Source organism: Sinomonas mesophila, from assembly GCF_001999765.1.
GTDB lineage: Bacteria > Actinomycetota > Actinomycetes > Actinomycetales > Micrococcaceae > Sinomonas > Sinomonas mesophila.
Genome location: NZ_KV908323.1, coordinates 331,803 through 352,757 on the forward strand (window position 1 = coordinate 331,803; position 20,955 = coordinate 352,757).

Sequence of the window (20,955 nt, forward strand, 5' to 3'; positions counted from 1 at the left end):
TTGAGTGGCCACCTCTCGGCAGTTGAGTGGCCCCTAGTGCCCCTGGGCCTCGAAGCGCTTGATGGACGCCTCGAGCTCGGCCTCGGCCGCGGCGCGGTCGGCCCAGCCCTCGGCCTTGACCCACTTGCCCGGCTCGAGGTCCTTGTAGCGGGTGAAGAAGTGCTCGATCTCCTTGATGAGGAACTCGTTCACGTCCGAGACCTCCTGGATGTGGTCGAAGCGCGGGTCCGCCGGGACGCAGAGGACCTTGGCGTCCCCGCCGCCGTCGTCGGTCATGTTGAAGACGCCGATCGGGCGGGCCTCGACGATGACGCCCGGGTGGAGGTCGAAGTCCTGCAGGAGGACCAGTGCGTCGAGCGGGTCGCCGTCCTCGCCGAGGGTGTTCTCGAAGTACCCGTAGTGCGTCGGGTACTGCATCGCGGTGAAGAGCACGCGGTCCAGGCGGACGCGGCCGGTCTCGTGGTCGACCTCGTACTTGACCCGCGAGCCCTTGGGGATCTCGATGGTGACATCGTGCTTCATGGTGCTCCTTGACTGGCAGCGTGATGGCAGGCCGCATCCGGGCCCGCGAGGGCAGACGGCTGCGGCGACTACCATGAAGGATATCTGCCCCGGGGCATCTGGCCCCTGTCGGGGCCTCCCCGACCCCCGAGGATGACATGACGATCGATGACGGCCGCCCCGGCGCGGATGCCCCGCGCGCCAGTGCCGGCGGCCGGTTCCTGTCGATGCATGGACTCCTCGTCGTCGCCGTCTCCCTCGTCCTCGCCCTCGGCGTCGCCGCCGCCCTGACCGCGACGGGCCTCGCGGCCGGGGCCCGCGCCGTCCTCCAGCCGGCCCCGATGCCCACCGGGACGACGCCGGCGTGGCTCGCGCCGCCGTCCTCCGCCCCCACGCTCGCCGGGGCCGCGCCCCTCGCCGCCTCAGCGCCCGCGCCGGACCCCGCCGTGCTCGCGGCGCAGCTCGCGCCCATCCTCGCTCCATTCCGTGCCCCGGGCGGTGGGTCCCTCGGCGCGGTCGTGCTCGACGGGGCGACCGGCGGGACCCTCCATGGCCGGGAGGGGTCCGTCCCCCGCGTCCCGGCCTCGAACCTCAAGCTGCTCACCGCCGCCGCCGTGCTCACGACGCTCGGCCCCGACGCCGTCCTGCGCACTCGCGCCGTGCGCGGCGAGGAGCCGGGCACGGTCATCCTCGTGGCAGGCGGGGACGTGCTCCTCGGCGCGGGGGAGTCGCAGCCGGGCGAGGTCCTCGGCCGGGCCGGCCTCGCGACGCTCGCCGCCGCGACCGCCCGGGCACTCACCGGAAGCACGGCGGGTGCGGACGGCCCCGACGCCCCGGACGGCCCCGACGGCCCGGACGACGGCGGGAGCGCGCCGTCGGCCGATGAGCCCGCCGCTGCCCTTCCCGCGGGGGCGACGGTCACCGTCCGGCTCGACGACTCCCTCTTCACCGGCCCGGCCCTGAACCCCGCATGGGCCCACGAGGACATCGAGGCCGGGGAGATGGCTCCGCTGCACGCGCTCGCGCTCAACGCTGGCCGCACCGCCCCCAACGCCCCGGCGCCCCGCCCCGCCGACGCCGGACTCGACGCCGCCGCAGCGTTCCGGGCCGCGCTCGAGAAGGCCCTCGCGCCGTACGGGATCCGCGTCGCGGCGGGCGTCGAGCGGGCCCATGCGCCGACCCCGTCCCGGCCCGGAACGGCGCTCGCCGCCGTCGAGAGCGCGCCCGTCGCGGACCAGGTCGGCTACATGCTCCTCGAGTCGGACAACTACACGGCCGAGGCCCTCGCGCGCCTCGCCTCCGCGGCCTCCGGCGGCCCCACGAGCACCGCGGGCGCGGTCAGGGCGCTGCGGGACGCGGCGGAGCGCGTGCTCGGCTCGGCCGAGGGGCTCGTGCTCGAGGACGCCTCGGGCCTGGCCGCGGGGAACCGCGTGGCACCCGAGACGCTCGCGGGCATCGTGCGCGAGATGGCCGTGGGACGGGACGCGAGGCTGCGGCCAGCCCTCGACGGGCTGCCCATCGCTGGCCTCACCGGGACCCTCGGCGGGCGGTTCGGGCCGGGAACGACGGCGGCGGGCGCCGGCGTCGTGCGCGCCAAGACCGGGACGCTCCTCGCCGTCGCGGGCCTCACGGGGTACACGGTCGACGCCGACGGGCGGCTCCTCGTGTTCTCGTTCGTTGCGAACGGTCTCACCGCTGACACGCGCGAGGCGGCGCTCGCGGCGATCGACGGCGCCGCGGCGCGCCTCGCGGGGTGCGGCTGCCGCTGAGCCTGCATGCGTGTCGGCGGCATGTGGTCTGATGGAGGCATGGATGCCTCGCAGATGGCCAGCCAACTGATCAACTGGGACCTTGCTGCGGCCACGGCGGCCCGTCTCTCCCCGCCCGGGCCGGCGCTCTCCTTCGCCGAGGCGGAGGAGGCCGTCGCGAGCCTGCGCCGCCTCGCAGATGCGTCGGTGCCCCACGTCCACCGCATCACCGAGCTCGCGGTCGCCGAGGATCTGCGCGACTCCGAGGTCCTCGTCGTCGACCGTGCCTCATGGGCGCGGGCCAACACGCGCGGCTTCGCCGTCATGATGGATCCGATCCTGACCCAGCTTGTCGCGAAGCGCGCGAGCGAACTCACGCCCGCCGCGGCCCGCGTGGGCGGGGCGATCACGGGCGCCCAGCTCGGGGCGATCCTCGCGTTCCTGTCCAACAAAGTACTCGGCCAGTACGAGCCGTACGCCGCGCTGGCCCCGGGCTCCGGCATCCCGCCCGCGGGGCGGCTCCTGCTCGTCGCCCCGAACATCGTCCAGATCGAGCGCGAGCTCGTGGTCGACCCCGAGGACTTCCGGATGTGGGTCTGCCTGCACGAGCAGACGCACCGCGTCCAGTTCGCCGCCGCGCCGTGGCTGCGCGACCACCTCCTCGAGCAGATCGCGCTGCTGTCCGAGAGCCTCGTGGCCAACATGGATTCCCTCATGGAGCGGGCCACGGCCGTGGCCAAGTCGCTGCGGGACCGTTCGGGCGGGGCCGTGCAGGTCCCGAGCCGGGGCGCGATCATCGACCTCCTCCAGGACCCGGTCGAGAAGGCCGCGATCTCGCACATCACCGCGGTCATGAGCCTCCTCGAGGGGCACGCGTCCGTCGTCATGGACGCCGTGGACGCCTCGGTGGTCCCGACCGTCAAGACCATCCGCCAGCGCTACACGGCCCGGACGCAGAACCGCGGGCCGGTCGAGACGTTCCTCCGCCGAGTCCTCGGGCTCGAGGCCAAGATGCGGCAGTACACCGACGGGGCCAAGTTCGTCACGGCCGTCGTCGAGAGGGCCGGGATGGCCGGCTTCAACCGCGTGTGGGAGCGGGCCGAGAACCTGCCCACCGAAGAGGAGATCCACGCCCCCGAGCAGTGGACCGCGCGGATGGGGCTGTGACCGGGCCGGCCGGCAACCCCCGCGACAAGGCGTCGCCCGCGCGGCGGCGGCTGCACCCCGCCGTCGGCCGGGCCCGCAAGGCCGTCACCGCGGCGCTCGCGGAGGCCGGCTGGCCGCCGCGCGTCCTCGTCGCCTGCTCGGGCGGGCCCGACTCGCTCGCCCTCGCCGCCGCCGTCGCGCACTTCGCCCGGCGCGGCGCCGCCGGCGGACACCCGCTCGAGGCGGGCGCCGTCGTCGTCGACCACGGCCTCCAGCGCGGCTCCGGCGAGGTCGCGAGCACGACGGCGGGCGTGCTCGCCGAGCTGGGTCTCGCACCGGTGCGCGTGGTCGCCGTCGAGGTCCAGCGCACCGGGGAGGGGCCCGAGGCGGCCGCCCGCGCCGCGCGGCACGCCGCCCTCGAGGCCGAGGCCGCGGCGTGGGGGGCCGGCGCGGTCCTGCTCGGCCACACGCTCGACGACCAGGCCGAGCAGGTGCTCCTCGGCTTGGCACGGGGCTCCGGCCCGCGGTCCCTTGCGGGCATGCGGCGCGTTCGGGGGCTCCTGGTGCGGCCGTTCCTGGGCCTCCGGCGCGAGGACACCCTCGACGTTTGCGCGGCCGAGGGGCTCGACCCCTGGTTCGACCCGACGAACGAGGACCCGGCTTTCATGCGCTCGCGCGTGCGGGTCGGCGTCATGCCGTTCCTCGAGGCCGAGCTCGGCCCCGGCGTCGCCGAGGGGCTCGCCCGCACCGCGACGCTCCTGGCCGCCGACGCCGACTGCCTCGACGCCCAGGCGCAGGAGGCCTACGCCGCCCTCGCCGAGGTCGGGTCCGGCGGCGCCGAGGTGACCCCGCATCGCAGGGAGGTGACCCCGCATCGCAGGGAGGTGACCCCGCATCTCGGGGAGGTGACCCCGCATCCTGGGGAGGTGACCCCGGAGCGGGAGGGGGTGCGCACCATCGTTCTCCCCGGCCCCGCCCTGCGGGAGCTCCCGCCGGCCCTCCGCGGGAGGGTCCTCGCGCTGGCCCTCACGGAGCTCGGCGGAACGCCCACCTTCGAGCGGCTCGCGGCGCTCGAGGGGCTCCTGGACCGCCGCGGCTCGGCGGGCCCGGTCGAGCTGCCCGGGCACGTGCGCGCATGGCGGCAGCCTCGCCGCAAGGGAGCCCCGCCGGGGACCCCCTATGGGGCGCTAGTCTTGGAGACGCACCGCTGATCCAGCACCCCAGTCCTCACCCGCTCGACGAAACACAGGAGCCGCAGGTGGAATCGACCGATGTCCAGGCTGACCTCAAGCACGTCCTCTACACGAGGGACCAGATCCAGAACCGCATCGCCGAGCTGGCGGCGGAGATCGACCGGGACTACGCGGGCCGCGACCTCCTGATCGTCGGCGTGCTCAAGGGCGCCGTCATGGTCATGGCGGACTTGGCCCGCGCCCTGCACAGCCACGTGACGATGGACTGGATGGCCGTGTCCTCGTACGGCTCGGGCACCCAGTCCTCGGGCGTCGTGCGGATCCTCAAGGACCTCGACTCCGACCTCATGGGCAAGCACGTCCTCATCGTCGAGGACATCATCGATTCGGGCCTGACCCTCTCGTGGCTCAAGACCAACCTCGAGTCCCGTGGCACGGCGTCGGTCGAGATCTGCACGGCCTTCCGCAAGCCGGAGGCCGCCAAGGTGCAGATCGATGTCAAGTACGTGGGCTTCGACATCCCCAACGAGTTCGTCGTGGGCTATGGCCTCGACTACGCCGAGAAGTACCGCAACCTCGACTTCGTGGGCACCCTCGCGCCGCACGTCTACGAGTAGGCCGAGCGGGCCCGCACTCGATCCTCGGGAACTTTTCTGTCCATCTGTGCGTGAACGCTCCGAACGGTGGCATGCTGTGAAGGCACACGCCCAGTGCGTGCGTGAACCGGCGCTGGAGAGAAGGGACGGGGTTCGGCCCCGAATTCATGAAAGTCAAGAGCTTCGTCAAGGGTCCGGGGATCTGGATCGTCGTCGTGATCGTCCTGCTGCTGCTCGCCTTCGGGACGCTGGCGCCGGGCGGAAGCGCGCGCGTGGACACCTCGGTGGGCATGCAGCTCCTCAAGGACGACAAGGTCGACCAGGCCAAGATCTTCAACGGTGAGGAGCGCGTGGACCTCGTCCTCAAGGAGGACTACGTCCAAGACGGGCAGAGCAAGGGCAAGAACGTCCAGTTCTACTTCATCACCCAGCGGGGTGACGACGTCATCAGCGCGGTGAACGACGCGAACCTCCCGAAGGGCTACACGGACCAGCCCGTCGAGAGCAACTGGTTCGGCTCGATCCTCTCGCTCCTCGTCCCCGTCCTGCTCCTGGGCGCCGTGTTCTGGTTCCTCCTCTCGCGCATGCAGGGCGGCGGCAGCCAGGTCATGAAGTTCGGCAAGTCCCGGGCCAAGATGATCACGAAGGACATGCCGCAGGTGACCTTCGTCGACGTCGCGGGCGCCGAGGAGGCCGTCGAGGAACTGCAGGAGATCAAGGAGTTCCTCCAGGAGCCGGGCAAGTTCCAGGCGGTGGGGGCGAAGATCCCCAAAGGCGTCCTGCTCTACGGCCCCCCCGGCACCGGCAAGACGCTGCTCGCGCGCGCCGTCGCGGGCGAGGCCGGGGTGCCATTCTTCTCGATCTCCGGCTCGGACTTCGTCGAGATGTTCGTCGGTGTCGGCGCGTCCCGCGTGCGCGACCTCTTCGAGCAGGCCAAGTCCAACGCCCCGGCGATCGTCTTCGTCGACGAGATCGACGCCGTCGGGCGCCACCGCGGCGCCGGCATCGGCGGCGGCAACGACGAGCGCGAGCAGACCCTCAACCAGCTCCTCGTCGAGATGGACGGTTTCGACCCGAAGACGAACGTCATTCTCATCGCGGCCACTAACCGGCCGGACGTCCTCGACCCGGCCCTCCTGCGCCCCGGCCGCTTCGACCGCCAGATCCCCGTCGAGGCCCCGGACCTCGTGGGCCGCGAGCAGATCCTGTCCGTCCATGCCCAGGGCAAGCCCATGGCAGGGAACGTGGACCTCAAGGCCGTGGCGAAGAAGACCCCCGGCTACACGGGCGCCGACCTCGCGAACGTCCTCAACGAGGCCGCCCTCCTCACGGCCCGCTCGAACGCGCAGCTCATCGACGACCGCGCCCTCGACGAGGCGATCGACCGCGTCATGGCCGGCCCGCAGAAGCGCAGCCGCGTCATGAAGGACCTCGAGCGCAAGATCACCGCCTATCACGAGGGCGGGCACGCGCTCGTCGCCGCGGCCCTGCGCAACTCCGCCCCGGTCACGAAGATCACGATCCTCCCGCGCGGCCGCGCCCTCGGCTACACGATGGTGGTGCCGGAGGAGGACAAGTACTCAGTGACCCGCAACGAGCTCCTCGACCAGCTCGCCTACGCGATGGGCGGGCGCGTCGCGGAGGAGATCGTCTTCCACGACCCGTCCACGGGCGCCTCGAACGACATCGAGAAGGCCACCTCGACGGCGCGGAAGATGGTCACGCAGTACGGCATGAGCGAGCGCGTGGGCGCCGTGAAGCTCGGCCAGGGCGGCGGGGAGCCGTTCCTCGGCCGCGACGCCGCGCACGAGCGGAACTACTCGGACCAGGTGGCCTACGTCGTCGACGAAGAGGTGCGCCGCCTCATGGACCAGGCCCACGACGAGGCGTACGCGATCCTCACGGAGAACCGGGACGTCCTCGACCGGCTGGCCCTCGCCCTGCTCGATCAGGAGACCCTGAACCAGAGGGAGATCGCGGAGATCTTCGCCGACATCCGCCGGCGCGACTTCCGCGAGGTGTGGCTCTCCAAGGAGTCCCGCCCGGTCCAGGACCTCCCCCCGGTGGAGACCGAGGCCGAGCGCAAGGCGCGTGAGACCCAGGAGGAGGCGGCGAACGCCCGCCGCGAGGAGCCGCTCGACGTCGGCCAGGCACACCACCCGCACGGGGAGCAGGAGTACGTCCAAGAGCCGGGGGACGTGTGACGCGGGCAACGAGCCCTGTCCCATCCCCCAGCTAGGATCGATCTGTGACCCATATTGACGACGACGATGTGCTCGAGCTGCCCCCAGAGGCTGCGGGCGTCGACCTTGAACGCATCGAGGCTGCCGTGCGGGAGATCCTTTTCGCGGTGGGGGAGGACCCCGACCGCAGCGGGCTCGTGGACACGCCCAAGCGCGTGGCCAAGGCGTACGCGGAGACCTTCTCGGGCCTCCACCAGGACCCGGAGGACGTGCTCGGGGTGACCTTCGACCTCGAGCACGAGGAACTCGTGCTCGTGAAGGACATCCCGTTCTACTCGACCTGCGAGCACCACCTCGTGCCGTTCCACGGGGTCGCGCACGTTGGCTACATCCCCTCCCATGACGGGCGGGTGACGGGCCTGAGCAAGCTCGCGCGTCTCGTGGACATCTTTGCCCGCCGCCCCCAGGTCCAGGAACGACTCACCACCCAGGTGGCGGACGCCCTCGTCCACCACCTCAAGCCGCGCGGCGTGATCGTCGTCATCAGCTGCGAGCACATGTGCATGTCCATGCGCGGTGTCCGCAAGCCGGGTGCGCACACGGTCACGAGTGCCGTCCGCGGCCAACTCCACGACCCAGCAACCCGCGCCGAAGCCATGAGCCTCATTCTCGGAAGGTGACTACGATGATGGACTCTCTTGCAGCAGCGCCCGGAACCGGGCCCAATACGTCTCCCCTCCCCGTCCTGCGCAAGCCGCGCGCCCGGGCGACCTTCGAGGGCCTCCCCAGCGACCGCGCCGTCGTCATGGGGATCCTCAACGTCACGCCGGACTCGTTCAGCGATGGCGGCGCCCACGTCACCGCGGACACGGCCATCGCGGCCGGCCTGCGGATGTTCTACTCCGGGGCGGACATCATCGACGTGGGCGGCGAGTCCACCCGGCCGGGCTCCGACGAGGTGCCCGAGGACGAGGAGCAGCGCCGGATCCTGCCGGTCGTCGAGGCCCTCGTCAAGGCCGGGGCCCTCGTCTCGGTGGACACGCGCCGCGCCTCCACCGCCGAGAAGGCCCTGGACGCAGGAGCCACGGTCATCAACGACGTCTCCGGCAACCTCCTGTCGGACGAGATGATCCGCGTCCTCGCGGAGCGCGGCGCGTACTACGTCCTCATGCACAACCGCGGGGACTCCAAGACGATGGGCTCGCTCGCCGAGTACGGCGACGTCGTCGAGGATGTCCTCGCCGAGACCCTCGCCGTGCGCGACCGCCTCCGGGCGGGCGGCGTCGCGGACGAGAAGGTCATCCTCGACCCGGGGCTCGGCTTCGCGAAGGACGGCGAGCACAACTGGGCGCTCCTGCGCGGGCTCGGCCGCTTCACAGCCCAGGGCCACCGCGTGCTCGTCGGGGCCTCCCGCAAGCGCTTCCTCGGCGAGCTCCTGACCTCGGGCGGCAAGGCCGCCCCGCCGCAGCAGCGCGACGCCGCCACCGCCGCGATCAGCGCTCTCGCCGCCGCCGCGGGCGCGTGGGGCGTGCGCGTGCACGACGTCGCCTCGAACCTCGACGCCGTCAAGGTCGCCGCCAGGGCGAAGGCCTAGGGAGCGCGGGTGGGCAGCGGTTCGCCGGGACGGCGCCCGGACCTCATCACGCTCACGGGCGTGAGCGCCGTCGGGCACCACGGGGTGCTGGACTTCGAGCGCCGCGACGGCCAGCCGTTCGTCGTCGACGCCGTCCTCCACTCCGACTTCTCCGCGGCGGCCGGCACCGACGACATCGGCAGCACCGCGAGCTACGCGGAGGTTGCCGAGCGGATCGTCGAGATCGTCAGCGGCGAGCCCGTGGACCTCATCGAGACCCTCGCCGTGCGCCTCGCCGAGTCCGTCCTCGCGGAGTTCCCGGTCGAGGCCGTCGAGATCACGGTGCACAAGCCGAAGGCGCCGATTGCGGTGCCCTTCGGCGATGTCTCCGTGACCGTCTTCAGGGAGCGGGGCCGGGGGGACTGAGATGAGTGCGACGCGTCATGACTGGGTACGGTCCGTCCTTGCCCTCGGGAGCAACCTCGGCGCCCGCGCCGAGACCCTCGCCGAGGCCACGGCGGACCTCGTCGACCGGCCGGAGGTCCGGCTCGTGGACGTCTCGCCCGTGATCCGGACCAAACCCGTGGGCGGGCCGGCGGGCCAGCCGGACTTCCTCAACATGGTCATGATCGTCGAGACCACGCTCGGGCCCTACGAGCTGCTCGAGCACTGCCACGCCGTCGAGGCCAAGCACCACCGCACGCGGGAGGTCCGCTGGGGGCCGCGAACGCTCGACGTCGACATCATCACGTACGGCGATCTCGAGCTCGACGACCCCGAGCTGACGATCCCGCACCCGCGCGCCGCAGAGCGGGCGTTCGTTCTGTTCCCGTGGCTCGTGATCGAGCCGCTCGCGGTGCTCGAGGGCCACCCCGTCGTCGAGCTCCTCGAGTACTGCTCGGACGCGGACGGGATCGAGGACTTCGACATGCTCTTGGACCAGGAGCCACAGTGAAGCCGCTCAAGCCCTGGGTCCTCGGGATCATCGTCGTCGTGCTGGGCCTCGTCGGCATGGGCGCGACCGTTCTGACCGAGCGCGCCTCGGCCCCGACCGCCGTTCTGCCGCTGAGCGCCCTCGGCTCGATGGCGTTCATCGGCGTCATGACCCTCGCCCTGGGCATCCGCGTGCTCCGCTGGCGCACCGGCCACCGCAAGCGCATGCTGGACCCGATCTTCGCTGCCCGTACCCTCGTCCTCGCCCACGCGTGCGCGTACGCCGGGGCCGTGCTCCTCGGCTGGCATGCGGGCGTCATCGCCGACCAGATCCCGTTTCTCGCCGCGCGCGCGGGCAACCCGATCGTGCGCCAGGCCTTCGGGATGATGGCCGGGGGCATCGCGATGATCGCGATCGGCTTCATCGTCGAGCGGTTCTGCCGCATCCCCCCGGAGGAGGGCGAGGAGGCCGAAGGCGCGCCGGACGGGCCCGGTCGCCGCGCCCCGGACACGGAGGGCGGGCTTGCCTAGCAGGGCGGTGGACCCCGAGGGGGTCGAGTGGCGGCGGCTCTCGCCCCGCTACCTCACCCTGCGCCTCGTCTCCGGCGCGATCGGAACGGCCGTCTGGACGTCGATCGCGTGCCTGCCCCTCGGCGCCCGCAGCATCGGGTTCGGACTCTTCGCAGCGCTCCCTTGGTGGTTCGTCCTCGCCCTCCCCGCCGCCGTGGCGGCGCTCAACCTCGTCCTCCTGGCCCTCACGCCGCGCCGGGTCCGCGCGATGGGCTACGCCGAACGGGCCGACGACCTGCTCGTGCGCTCGGGCCTCCTCGTGCGCCGCGTGAGCGTCGTGCCGTACGGGCGCATGCAGTACGTCGACGTCACGGTCGGCCCGATCGAGGGCGCGCTCGGTCTCGCGACCGTGCGCCTGCATACCGCGGCTGCCGCGACGCAGGCCGCCATCCCCGGCCTCCCGGAGGCCGAGGCCGCGCGGCTGCGCGAGCAGCTGAGCGCGCGCGGCGAGGCGCGCCTGGCGGGCCTGTGACCGGGCAGCCGGCGGGCGGGCCGGACCCCGAGATGGGCGGGCGGGATCCTGCGGCCGGCGGGCCGGATGCGCCGGGCAGGCTCGAGCCGACGCACGACGGCGCCTGGCGGCGCGTGCACCCGCTCTCGCCGTTCGTGCGGGGCTGGATCCTGCTCCTCGCGCTGTTCATCGGGATCGGCCGCGACTGGTTCGAGGCGGTCCTGAGCGGCCGCCCCGCACAGGGCTGGTGGGAGCGCGTGCCACCGCCTCTGCTCGGCGCGGCGGGCGCCGCCGTCGTCGTGCTCGTCGGCGCGGGCTTCCTGCTCTCGTGGTGGACCACGCGCTTCCAGGTCGGGCACGACACGGTGCGCGTGCGCACGGGCATCGTCTTCCGCCAGCACCGCCAGGCCCGGCTCGACAGGGTCCAGGCCGTGGACCTCGCCCAGCCGCTCCTGGCCAGGCTCTTCGGCCTCGCCGAGCTGCGGATCGAGGTAGCCGACGCCGGCGAGAGCGCCCTGCGGCTCGCGTTCCTCCGCCTCTCGGAGGCCGAGCATCTGCGGGAGGCCGTCATGGCCGCCGCGGCGCGCGCGAGGCGGGGCGCTCCCGTCCCGGGAGCCCCCGGCCACGGCGGGTCTGTCCCCACCCTCCCGGCGGCTGTCCCCTCGGCGGCTGTCCCCTCGGCGGCTGCCGCCTCGGCGGCTGCCGCTGCTGCCGACCACGACGAGGCCCTCGTCGTCGCCGTGCCCGTGGCCCGCGTGCTCGCCTCGACAGCGCTGAGCGCCGGCGTCGTCGGCTCGGTCCTCGCCGCGGGCGCCGCCGCCGCTGCCCAGGCGCTGACCGGGGTGCCGTTCGTCCCGGTCATGATCGTCCCGGCGGCCCTTGCCGCCGTCGCCTCCGCGTGGGGACGCGTGACCGAGTCCTGGAACTTCCGCGTGCTCGCCACGCGGGAGGGGCTGCGGCTGCGCTACGGCCTGCTCGAGGCGCGCAGCCAGACTGTCCCCGAGGGCCGCATCCAGGCCATCAGCATCCGGCAGCCGCTCCTGTGGCGGCCGGCCGGCTGGTGGAGCGTGCGGGTCAACGTCGCCGGCTACGGCGGGGCCTCGCGGCAGGCGCAGGGCAAGTCGATGGTCCTGCCCGTCGGCGGGGCCGAGGACGTGTTCCGCGTGCTCAGCCTCGTCCTGCCCGATCCAGGGACCGAGGGCGAGTCCGCCCGTGACGTGGTCCTCGCGGGGCTCGCCGGGTCCGGACCCATGCACGGGTTCACGACGCCGCCGCCCGCCGCGCGCTGGCTCGATCCGTTCGCGTGGCGGCGCACCGGGGTCCGCGCGACGCGCACCGCGCTCCTGTGCAGGAGCGGCGTTCTGACGCGCGAGCTGTCCCTCGTCCCGCACGAGCGCACCCAATCCCTGGCCCTGCGGCAGGGGCCGCTCGAGCGCAGCCTCGGCCTCGCGGGCGTCGAGCTGCACTCGACGCCGGGGCCCGTCCGGCCGTCGGTGAGGCACCTGTCCGTGGAGGCGGCCGAGCGGCTCTTCGCCGAGCAGGCCGCCCGTGCCGCGGCAGCGCGCCGTCGTCCGCCCGGCCAGCCGCCGGAACCCCATCCTGAACCGAATCCAGAACCGAATCCGGCCTCCGACGGGCCGACCGACGACCGAGGAGAGCGACCATGAGCACCGCCGCCGGACCCGAGGGCCCCCAGCGGGGGCCGCGCCGCCCCGGCCGGCTCGGCATCGGCGTGATCGGGGCAGGGAAGGTCGGGGCCGTGCTCGGCGCGGCCCTGCGCGCGGCCGAGCACGCCATCGTGGGGGTCTCGGCCGTCTCGGAGGCGAGCCGCGACCGCGCGGAGCTCCTGCTCCCCGGGGTGCCCGTCCTCGAGATCCCCGAGATCGTCGAGCGCTCCGAGCTCGTGCTCCTGGCCGTCCCGGACGACGCGCTCGGCCCCCTCGTCGAGGGCCTCGCGACGCTCGGGGCGTGGCAGCCGGGCCAGCTCGTCGTGCACACGTCGGGGCGGCACGGCGTCGGGATCCTCGCCCCTGTCCGGGCCGCGGGCGCGATCCCGCTCGCGATCCACCCCGCCATGACCTTCACGGGCCTGAGCCTGGACCTCGGCCGGCTCCCGGACTGCTGCTTCGGGGTCACCGCGGACCCTGCGATGCTGCCGATCGCGCAGGCGCTCGTCGTCGAGATGGGGGCCGAACCCGTCGTCGTGGCGGAGGCCGACAGGGTCGTCTACCACGCGGCGCTCGCCCACGGCTCGAACCACCTCGTGACGCTCGCGTCGCAGGCCGCGGAGGTGCTCGGCCGGATCGGGATCGAGAACCCCGCCGCCGTCCTCGGCCCGCTCCTGCGTGCGTCCCTCGACAACGCGCTCTCGGCGGGGGAGGGCGCGCTCACGGGCCCTGTGGCGCGCGGCGACGTCGGCACCGTCGAGGCGCACGTGGGCGCCCTCGCCGAGCTCGAGGGCGCCGGCGCGGCCGCCGATATCCTTGACGCGTACCGCGCGATGGCCAGGGTTACGGCCGTGCGCTCCGAGCGCCGGCGCCTGTGGCCCGCCGACGTGCGCGCCCAGCTCGAGCGTGCGCTCGGGCCGGGCCGGGGCCCCGGCGAGGCGGCCCCCAGCGAGGCAGGAGGAGACCGCTAGATGCCCACCCAGCCCATGCCCACCCGGCCCACCCGGCCGATCCAGATCGTGCACACGCGCGCGGAGCTGCGCGAGCACACGGCGCGGCTGCTCGGCGAGAAGGCCGGCGCCGGTTCCGACGGCGGGCCGTCGCTCGGGCTCGTCCCCACCATGGGCGCGCTGCACGAGGGGCACCGGGCACTCGCGGACGCCGCGGTCGCCCGGGACGACGTCGTCGTCGCGAGCGTCTTCGTCAACCCCCTCCAGTTCGGCGACCAGACCGATCTGGATCGCTACCCGCGCACCCTTGAGGCGGACGCCGCGCTCCTCGAAGAGGCCGGCGTCGACCTCGTCTTCGCGCCCGACGCCGACGAGATGTACCCGGGCGGGCAGCCCGAGGTCCGCGTCACCGCGGGGCCGCTCGCCGGCAAGTGGGAGGGCGCGTCCCGGCCCGGGCACTTCGACGGCGTCTGCACGGTCGTGTCCAAGCTCTTCCACCTCGCCCTGCCCGGCGGCTTCGACGGGCGCAGGGCGCCCTACCGGGCGTACTTCGGGCAGAAGGACGCACAGCAGGTCGCCGTCGTGCGGCGCATGGTCAGAGACCTGGACTTCCCGGTCGAGGTCGTCGCCGTCCCGACCGTGCGCGCCGAGGACGGGCTGGCCCTCTCGAGCCGCAATCGCTTCCTGTCCGACGAGGAGCGCGAGGCCGCCCTCGTCCTGTCCCGCGCGCTGCGGCTCCTGTCCGGGCGCGCCGCGGCCCGGGAACCGCTCCTGCCGGACGACGCCGAGGCGCTCGTGCGCTCGCAGCCGCTCGTCGAGCTGGACTACTTGGACGTCGTGGATCCGGAAACGCTCGAGCCGCTCGCCTTCCCGTGCCGCGAGACGCCCTTCGCGGGGGAGGCGCTCGCGATCGTCGCCGCGAAGGTCGGCCCCGTGCGCCTCATCGACAACATGCCCCTCGCCGCGCAATAACCGACGTGGTGTTGGGGAACCGTCGGCGTAGGACGCCGAAATGGGGGCCTGTGACCGCGAGATGGGGGTCCAGGAACGCGAGGTGGGGCGTCAGATTGAATCGCTCAGGGTAAGCCTCCGTCGATCCTGAAGGCTCTTATTCGCCGTACCGAAGTCCCCAACTTTAGAGCTCAAGCATTGAAGTCTGGGTCGGGAATCGGCGAAATTTCGAGCTGAGCGCACCTGCGCTGCAATGGGAGACTCAGGAATGCTGGGGAGGTTCGGCCAGAGGGCAGGACTAGACCCCATTTCGCGTATCACGTCCCCATCTGGGCGTCTCAGGACCCCACCTCGGCGTCCCGGGACCCCATTTCGGCGGGTTAGGCCTCAGCTCTTGAAGAAGTCCGCGAGCCGGTCGATGAGGGCCTTCGCGGGCCGCGTCGGGGCGTCGTGGGCGAGCTTGGGGAGGACGTCGAAGTCCGACGCCGGCAGCACGCCGTCGAGCTTCTGCGAGGCCTCGGCGAAGTACTCGGGGCTCGCCCCGCCCACGAGGAAGAGGGACTCGAGCGGCAGCTCGTCGAAGCCGCGCGCCGCGGCGTCGGCGGCCACGACCGCGCGGATCTCCCGGGGGCCGGTGGGAAGGAGCCGCGAGAGCTCCTTGCCGAGGGGCGTACGGCTCCCGATGCGGTTGAGCACGGTCAGGATCGGCAGCGGGAGCTTCGACACCGGCCCGGCGGTCTGGAGCCCCCGCAGGAGCACGGCGAGGGCCTTGTCGTCGTCGCCCGCGGCGAGGGACTCCTCGAACTCCCTGAGCCAGACGGCCTTGATGCTGCCCTCGAAGGAGATGATCGGGTCGTAGACCGCGAGCTGGCTGATCTCGAGCGTGCGGCCCGCGTGCAGCGCGATGCATCCGCCATAGTTGTGCCCGAAGACGGCCTGCGTCCCCGTGTGCTCCAGGACGGCGCCGAGGTCCTCGATTTCCGTCGCGAGCGAGTAGCCCGTCGGCTGCGGCGACGAGCCGCCGCGGCCGCGCCGGTTGTACACGTGGACGGGGGCGTGCACCGCGTCAGACAGGCGCTGGGCGAACTCCTTGTAGAGCTCCGCGGTCACCATGGAGCCGTGGACGACGACGACCCCCGCCTCCGTGGCATCCTTGCCGTTGGGCGCGGTGAAGAGCTCGAGGACGGCGCCGTCCGGCGTGGTCACGGTCGAGGCTGAGAGCTGCGTGGCGGCCATGAACCGAGCCTAGCCGCAATCTGCCCGGCGCCCCACGCCCGGCCGCCGGCTGGGGGAGCGGCCCGCCAGCGGGCCCTGCCGGCCCGCCATTCGGGGCCTGGGAACGCTGGCTTAGAATGGAAGATTGTGACTGCAGAAAACCCCGCCGCCGAGCCCCGGCCTGCCGACGCCAGCGAACAGATGCATATCCGCCGGGACAAGCGGGAGAAGCTGCTTGCCAACGGCGAACAGCCGTACCCGGTCAAGCTCCCGCGCACGCACTCGCTCGCCGAGGTCCGCGCGAAGTACCCCGAGCTCGAGCCGGACACGGCCACCGGGGAGACCGTCGGCGTCGCCGGCCGCGTCGTGTTCGTGCGCAACACCGGCAAGCTCTGCTTCGCGACCCTCCAGGAGGGGGACGGCACGCGTCTGCAGGCGATGCTCTCCCTCGCGAACGTCGGCGAAGCGCGCCTCTCGGACTGGAAGTCGCTCGTGGACCTCGGCGACCACGTCTTCGTCACGGGCGAGGTCATCTCCTCCCGCCGCGGAGAGCTCTCGGTCATGGTCGAGTCCTGGCAGATGGCGTCCAAGGCCCTGCGCCCGCTCCCGACCCTGCACGCCGGCCTCAGCGAGGAGACCCGTGTACGCCAGCGCTACGTCGACCTCCTCGTGCGCGAGGAGGCCCGGCAGATGGTCTACACGCGTTCCAAGATCACGAAGGCGGTCCGCGACACGCTCGACTCGCACGGCTACGTCGAGGTCGAGACGCCGATGCTCAACCTCATCCACGGCGGTGCGACCGCGCGCCCGTTCCAGACGCACCTCAACGCGTTCGACCAGAGCATGACCCTGCGCATCGCCACCGAGCTGTACCTCAAGCGCGCCGTCGTCGGCGGGATCGAGCGGGTCTACGAGATCGGCCGGGTGTTCCGCAACGAGGGCGTCGACTCGACGCACAGCCCGGAGTTCACGACGCTCGAGTGCTACGAGGCCTACGCCGACCAGTTCACGATGGCCGAGCGAATGAAGGAGATCATCCTCAATGTCGCCGACGTCGTCGGCACGCGCCAGATCGAGACCGAGGCCGGGACGATCGACCTCGATGGCGAGTGGGCGTGGGTCGGCGTCTACCCCGGCCTGTCCGAGGCCGTGGGGGAGGAGGTCACCCCGGACACGCCGCTCGAGCGGCTGCTCGAGATCGGCGACGCGCATGGGGTCAAGACGGACGCGCTCTGGACCCAGGAGAAGGCCGTCGTCGAACTCTTCGGCGAGATCGTCGAGCCCACGCTGCTCAACCCGACCTTCGTCTACGACTACCCGCCGTCGGCCCAGCCGCTCGCGCGCCCGCACCGCGACGATCCGCGCCTCATCGAGGCGTGGGACCTCATCATCGGCGGCATGGAGCGCGGCACGGCGTTCTCCGAGCTCATCGACCCCGTCATCCAGCGCGAGCGGCTCGCCGAGCAGTCGCGGCTCTCGGCGGAGGGCGACGACGAGGCCATGCAGCTCGACGACGACTTCCTCCGCGCCCTCGAGTACGGTGCGCCGCCCATGGGCGGCATCGGCCTCGGCATCGACCGCCTCGTGATGCTCTTCACGCAGGCCGGCATCCGCGAGACCATCCTCTTCCCCCTGCTGAAGCCGGAGGCGAACTGATGGAATACGTCCTCGTCCTGCTCCCCTCGGCCGTCGTCGGCGCCATTTTCTGGTTTGCGATGAGGGCGATCTTCAACGCCGACAAGGCCGAGAGGGACGCCCTTGCTCAGGCCGAGCGGGAATCAACGGATAACGATTGAGCCAATTGATCTCCTTTTCCCCAGTGCGGGTGTGTTCTTTTTGACGCATGCCCTTTAGCGGCGACATAATGAACTTGTTCGGCAAACGGCCGTTCAACTGCTGAAGTTCATGCGTGCAGTTCTCGCGTCTAGTTCACGCCTGAAGTCCACGGTGAACGCAGCAAGGAACGCGGCCCGGGGCAGCCGAGTGCTTGAACTGTTAAATGCCTACCCCCAGCACTGACAGGGAAGAGAACCCCAATATGGCACAGAAGGTCAAGATCATCCTCGTGGACGACGTCGACGGCGGATCCGCCGAGGAGACCGTCCGGTTCGGGCTCGACGGGACCAGTTACGAGATCGATCTTTCTGCGGCTAACGCCGCCAAGCTCCGCGACTCGCTCTCGGGGTACATTTCGGCCGGCCGGAAGGCGTCGGCGGCGGCGCGTTCCGCTGCCGCTCAGAAGGCCCGCGCGGGCGCTTCTTCGGCGCGCAATTCGGATTCCGCCAAGATCCGCCAGTGGGCCCGTGACAATGGCTACAACGTGAATGCGCGAGGCCGCATCCAGGCAGAGATCCAAGAGGCCTACCACAAGGCCAACGGCTGATCCAGTCAAACGCAATTGATCGGGATTCCATGGGGGATATCCCGTTTCGAGAGCGCGCTTTTCCCCGCCGCCGGCCATGCCGGCGGCGGGGACACGGTAGGTGTGACAGGGACGACGGCGCGGAACACGCGCCGTCGTCCGCTGTTCACCCTGTGGCGAACAGCCCTCTGCCGGAGGGCGACCGGCACGTAGCATCGAACTACGCATAACCGCACCCAAGCTAAACCGGGGAGTTCGAGCAATGTTCGAGAGATTCACAGACCGCGCCCGCCGCGTGGTCGTGCTGGCCCAAGAAGAGGCCCGCATGCTCAACCACAACTACATCGGTACCGAGCACATCCTCCTGGGCCTGATCCACGAGGGTGAAGGGGTCGCGGCCAAGGCACTCGAATCCCTGAGCATCTCGCTGGACGGCGTCCGGGAGCAGGTGCAGGAGATCATCGGCCAGGGGCAGCAGGCCCCGAGCGGGCACATCCCGTTCACGCCGCGGGCCAAGAAGGTCCTCGAGCTGTCACTGCGCGAGGCCCTCCAGCTCGGCCACAACTACATCGGCACCGAACACATCCTCCTCGGCCTCATCCGCGAGGGCGAGGGCGTCGCCGCCCAGGTGCTCGTCAAGCTCGGCGCCGACCTCAACCGCGTCCGCCAGCAGGTCATCCAGCTCCTCTCCGGCTACCAGGGCAAGGAGGCGGCGTCGGCGGGCTCCAGCTCCGGCCAGCCCGAGGGCACGCCGGCCGGCTCGGTGGTGCTCGACCAGTTCGGCCGCAACCTCACGCAGGCGGCGCGCGAGAACAAGCTCGACCCGGTGATCGGGCGCGAGCACGAGATGGAGCGCGTCATGCAGGTCCTCTCGCGCCGCACCAAGAACAACCCCGTCCTCATCGGCGAGCCCGGAGTCGGCAAGACCGCCGTCGTCGAGGGCCTCGCCCAGGCGATCGTGCGCGGCGACGTGCCCGAGACCATCAAGGACAAGCAGCTCTACACGCTCGACCTCGGCTCCCTCGTGGCCGGCTCCCGCTACCGCGGCGACTTCGAGGAGCGCCTGAAGAAGGTCCTCAAGGAGATCCGCACGCGCGGCGACATCATCCTGTTCATCGACGAGATCCACACCCTCGTCGGGGCGGGCGCCGCCGAGGGCGCGATCGACGCCGCGAGCATCCTCAAGCCGATGCTCGCCCGCGGCGAGCTCCAGACGATCGGCGCGACGACGCTCGACGAGTACCGCAAGCACATCGAGAAGGACGCTGCGCTCGAGCGCCGCTTCCAGCCGATCCAGGTCTCGGAGCCGTCCGTGGCCCTCGCGATCGAGATCCTCAAGGGCCTGCGCGACCGCTACGAGGCGCACCACCGGGTGACGATCACCGACGGCGCCCTCTCCGCAGCGGCGCACCTCGCCGAGCGCTACATCTCGGACCGGTTCCTGCCGGACAAGGCGATCGACCTCATCGACGAGGCGGGGGCGCGCCTGCGCATCCGCCGCATGACCGCTCCGCCGGAGCTCAAGGAGCTCGACGAGCGCATCGCCGGCCTCAAGCTGGAGAAGGAGTCGGCGATAGACGCACAGGACTTCGAGGGCGCCGCGTCGCTGCGCGACAAGGAGCAGAGGCTCATCGCAGAGCGCGCCGAGCGCGAGCGGGCCTGGAAGTCCGGCGACATGGACGGCATCGCCGAGGTGGACGAGGACCTGATCGCCGAGGTGCTCGCCAACTCGACGGGCATCCCGGTGTTCAAGCTCACCGAGGAGGAGTCGAGCCGGCTGCTCCACATGGAGGCCGAGCTGCACAAGCGCGTCATCGGCCAGGACGATGCCATCAAGGCGCTCTCCCGGTCCATCCGCCGCACGCGGGCGGGCCTCAAGGACCCGAAGCGCCCGGGTGGGTCGTTCATCTTCGCCGGCCCGACCGGCGTCGGCAAGACCGAGCTCGCCAAGGCCCTCGCGGAGTTCCTCTTCGGCGAGGAGGACGCGCTCATCACCCTCGACATGTCCGAGTTCTCCGAGAAGCACACGGTCTCGCGGCTCTTCGGCGCCCCTCCGGGCTACGTGGGCTACGAAGAGGGCGGCCAGCTCACCGAGAAGGTCCGCCGCCGCCCGTTCTCGGTCGTGCTGTTCGACGAGGTGGAGAAGGCCCACGCGGACCTCTTCAACTCGCTCCTGCAGATCCTCGAGGACGGCCGTCTCACGGACTCCCAGGGCCGCGTCGTGGACTTCAAGAACACCGTGATCATCATGACCACGAACCTCGGCACCCGGGACATCTCGAAGGGCGTCATGACGGGCTTCCAGTCCGGCACCGACACCAAGACCGGCTACGAGCGGATCAAGGCGCGTGTGACGGAGGAGCTCAAGCAGCACTTCCGCCCCGAGTTCCTCAACCGCGTGGACGACATCGTGGTGTTCCCGCAGCTGACGCAGGAGGAGATCGTCGAGATCGTCGACCTGATGATCGCCCGCCTGGAGCAGCGCCTCAAGGACAAGGACATGGGCATCGAGCTCACGCCCGCGGCCAAGATCCTGCTCGCCACCCGCGGCTACGACCCGGCCATGGGCGCCCGACCGCTGCGCCGTACCATCCAGTCGCAGATCGAGGACCAGCTCTCCGAGAAGATCCTCTTCGGCGACCTGTCCGCGGGCGACATCGTCGTGGTGGACGTCGAGGGCGAGGGGGACGAGGCGAAGTTCACCTTCACCGGCACCCCGCGCCCGCAGGTCCCCGAGGTCGTCTCCCTGGCCAAGGGCGGCAAGGAGCTCGGCGCCTAGTCTGAGCCCCGCGCGCACGACGGCGGCCCCTCACCTGATGCAGGTGGGGGGCCGCCTCGTTGTGCCCACTCCTGTTTTATCCAATTCCTAGACAAACTCCCGAACCGAGCGTACTGTCTCTGTTGGTCTCGTTGTGA

The 20,955-nt window shown here is 71.7% G+C and carries 20 protein-coding genes; 18 read left to right on the plus strand and 2 right to left on the minus strand.

Features of this window, described 5'->3' with window-relative positions:
* Positions 1-33 precede the first annotated feature (33 nt).
* A complete protein-coding gene (locus tag BV907_RS03465) occupies positions 34-522 on the minus strand; it encodes an inorganic diphosphatase (protein WP_077488267.1) in 489 nt (162 codons plus the stop codon).
* Positions 523-659: 137 nt separating this feature from the next.
* Between BV907_RS03465 and dacB the strand changes: the two genes are divergently transcribed.
* The 14 genes from dacB to panC all read left to right on the plus strand — a co-directional run bounded on the left by dacB (position 660) and on the right by panC (position 14,483).
* A complete protein-coding gene (dacB, locus tag BV907_RS03470) occupies positions 660-2,270 on the plus strand; it encodes a D-alanyl-D-alanine carboxypeptidase/D-alanyl-D-alanine endopeptidase (protein ID WP_077488268.1) in 1,611 nt (536 codons plus the stop codon).
* A 39-nt stretch (positions 2,271-2,309) separates the two neighbouring features.
* Positions 2,310-3,416: a zinc-dependent metalloprotease gene (locus tag BV907_RS03475; RefSeq protein WP_139346582.1), complete on the plus strand. Its 1,107-nt coding sequence runs from the start codon at positions 2,310-2,312 to the stop codon at positions 3,414-3,416.
* A gap of 50 nt (positions 3,417-3,466) precedes the next feature.
* Positions 3,467-4,606, plus strand: a complete 1,140-nt coding sequence (gene tilS / locus BV907_RS03480) for a tRNA lysidine(34) synthetase TilS (protein ID WP_077488410.1) — start codon at positions 3,467-3,469, stop codon at positions 4,604-4,606.
* 47 nt (positions 4,607-4,653) lie between these two features.
* Positions 4,654-5,205, plus strand: coding sequence for a hypoxanthine phosphoribosyltransferase (hpt, locus tag BV907_RS03485; RefSeq protein ID WP_077488270.1), 552 nt, complete (start codon positions 4,654-4,656; stop codon positions 5,203-5,205).
* A 146-nt stretch (positions 5,206-5,351) separates the two neighbouring features.
* Complete coding sequence (gene ftsH / locus BV907_RS03490; protein ID WP_077488272.1) at positions 5,352-7,388, plus strand: ATP-dependent zinc metalloprotease FtsH; 2,037 nt, start codon at positions 5,352-5,354, stop codon at positions 7,386-7,388.
* 44 nt (positions 7,389-7,432) lie between these two features.
* Positions 7,433-8,047 (plus strand): GTP cyclohydrolase I FolE, encoded by a 615-nt coding sequence (gene folE, locus BV907_RS03495; RefSeq protein WP_077488273.1) that lies wholly within the window; start codon positions 7,433-7,435, stop codon positions 8,045-8,047.
* Between the two features lie 8 nt (positions 8,048-8,055).
* Positions 8,056-8,961: a dihydropteroate synthase gene (gene folP / locus BV907_RS03500; RefSeq protein WP_077488411.1), complete on the plus strand. Its 906-nt coding sequence runs from the start codon at positions 8,056-8,058 to the stop codon at positions 8,959-8,961.
* A 9-nt stretch (positions 8,962-8,970) separates the two neighbouring features.
* Entirely contained in the window at positions 8,971-9,366 is a 396-nt protein-coding gene (gene folB, locus BV907_RS03505; RefSeq protein ID WP_077488274.1) for a dihydroneopterin aldolase, read from the plus strand.
* A gap of 1 nt (position 9,367) precedes the next feature.
* Complete coding sequence (folK, locus tag BV907_RS03510) at positions 9,368-9,895, plus strand: 2-amino-4-hydroxy-6-hydroxymethyldihydropteridine diphosphokinase (RefSeq protein WP_077488276.1); 528 nt, start codon at positions 9,368-9,370, stop codon at positions 9,893-9,895.
* Positions 9,892-10,404, plus strand: a complete 513-nt coding sequence (locus BV907_RS03515) for a DUF3180 domain-containing protein (RefSeq protein WP_077488277.1) — start codon at positions 9,892-9,894, stop codon at positions 10,402-10,404. Before folK ends, BV907_RS03515 begins: the two co-directional genes overlap by 4 nt.
* Positions 10,397-10,915, plus strand: coding sequence for a PH domain-containing protein (locus BV907_RS03520; protein WP_077488278.1), 519 nt, complete (start codon positions 10,397-10,399; stop codon positions 10,913-10,915). The genes BV907_RS03515 and BV907_RS03520 overlap by 8 nt, the downstream gene beginning before the upstream one ends.
* Positions 10,912-12,561, plus strand: a complete 1,650-nt coding sequence (locus BV907_RS03525; protein ID WP_139346583.1) for a PH domain-containing protein — start codon at positions 10,912-10,914, stop codon at positions 12,559-12,561. The genes BV907_RS03520 and BV907_RS03525 overlap by 4 nt, the downstream gene beginning before the upstream one ends.
* Entirely contained in the window at positions 12,558-13,532 is a 975-nt protein-coding gene (locus BV907_RS03530) for a Rossmann-like and DUF2520 domain-containing protein (protein WP_077488280.1), read from the plus strand. Before BV907_RS03525 ends, BV907_RS03530 begins: the two co-directional genes overlap by 4 nt.
* Complete coding sequence (gene panC / locus BV907_RS03535) at positions 13,533-14,483, plus strand: pantoate--beta-alanine ligase (protein WP_245827769.1); 951 nt, start codon at positions 13,533-13,535, stop codon at positions 14,481-14,483.
* A 366-nt stretch (positions 14,484-14,849) separates the two neighbouring features.
* Here the strand turns inward: panC and BV907_RS03540 are convergent, their stop codons facing one another.
* Positions 14,850-15,698, minus strand: coding sequence for an alpha/beta fold hydrolase (locus BV907_RS03540; protein ID WP_077488282.1), 849 nt, complete (start codon positions 15,696-15,698; stop codon positions 14,850-14,852).
* A 180-nt stretch (positions 15,699-15,878) separates the two neighbouring features.
* Here BV907_RS03540 and lysS point away from each other — a divergent pair, with 180 nt between their 5' ends.
* The 4 genes from lysS to BV907_RS03555 all read left to right on the plus strand — a co-directional run bounded on the left by lysS (position 15,879) and on the right by BV907_RS03555 (position 20,818).
* Positions 15,879-17,333: a lysine--tRNA ligase gene (gene lysS / locus BV907_RS03545; protein WP_077488414.1), complete on the plus strand. Its 1,455-nt coding sequence runs from the start codon at positions 15,879-15,881 to the stop codon at positions 17,331-17,333.
* Positions 17,333-17,473, plus strand: coding sequence for a hypothetical protein (locus BV907_RS18680; RefSeq protein WP_175637353.1), 141 nt, complete (start codon positions 17,333-17,335; stop codon positions 17,471-17,473). The genes lysS and BV907_RS18680 overlap by 1 nt, the downstream gene beginning before the upstream one ends.
* 242 nt (positions 17,474-17,715) lie before the next feature.
* Positions 17,716-18,060 (plus strand): histone-like nucleoid-structuring protein Lsr2, encoded by a 345-nt coding sequence (locus BV907_RS03550; protein ID WP_077488284.1) that lies wholly within the window; start codon positions 17,716-17,718, stop codon positions 18,058-18,060.
* 241 nt (positions 18,061-18,301) lie between these two features.
* On the plus strand, positions 18,302-20,818 hold the full coding sequence (locus BV907_RS03555) for an ATP-dependent Clp protease ATP-binding subunit (protein WP_077488286.1): 2,517 nt from the start codon (positions 18,302-18,304) through the stop codon (positions 20,816-20,818).
* Positions 20,819-20,955 lie beyond the last annotated feature (137 nt).

Excerpts from the sequence above, each read along its gene's own strand:
- BV907_RS03540 (WP_077488282.1), bottom strand. The coding sequence starts at position 15,698 with ATGGCCGCCACGCAGCTCTCAGCCTCGACCGTGACCACGCCGGACGGC.
- lysS (WP_077488414.1), top strand. The coding sequence starts at position 15,879 with ATGCATATCCGCCGGGACAAGCGGGAGAAGCTGCTTGCCAACGGCGAA.
- BV907_RS03530 (WP_077488280.1), top strand. The coding sequence starts at position 12,558 with ATGAGCACCGCCGCCGGACCCGAGGGCCCCCAGCGGGGGCCGCGCCGC.
- dacB (WP_077488268.1), top strand. The coding sequence starts at position 660 with ATGACGATCGATGACGGCCGCCCCGGCGCGGATGCCCCGCGCGCCAGT.
- BV907_RS03555 (WP_077488286.1), top strand. The coding sequence starts at position 18,302 with ATGTTCGAGAGATTCACAGACCGCGCCCGCCGCGTGGTCGTGCTGGCC.
- folK (WP_077488276.1), top strand. The coding sequence starts at position 9,368 with ATGAGTGCGACGCGTCATGACTGGGTACGGTCCGTCCTTGCCCTCGGG.
- folP (WP_077488411.1), top strand. The coding sequence starts at position 8,056 with ATGGACTCTCTTGCAGCAGCGCCCGGAACCGGGCCCAATACGTCTCCC.
- BV907_RS03475 (WP_139346582.1), top strand. The coding sequence starts at position 2,310 with ATGGATGCCTCGCAGATGGCCAGCCAACTGATCAACTGGGACCTTGCT.
- panC (WP_245827769.1), top strand. The coding sequence starts at position 13,533 with ATGCCCACCCAGCCCATGCCCACCCGGCCCACCCGGCCGATCCAGATC.
- ftsH (WP_077488272.1), top strand. The coding sequence starts at position 5,352 with ATGAAAGTCAAGAGCTTCGTCAAGGGTCCGGGGATCTGGATCGTCGTC.
- BV907_RS03550 (WP_077488284.1), top strand. The coding sequence starts at position 17,716 with ATGGCACAGAAGGTCAAGATCATCCTCGTGGACGACGTCGACGGCGGA.
- BV907_RS03465 (WP_077488267.1), bottom strand. The coding sequence starts at position 522 with ATGAAGCACGATGTCACCATCGAGATCCCCAAGGGCTCGCGGGTCAAG.
- BV907_RS18680 (WP_175637353.1), top strand. The coding sequence starts at position 17,333 with ATGGAATACGTCCTCGTCCTGCTCCCCTCGGCCGTCGTCGGCGCCATT.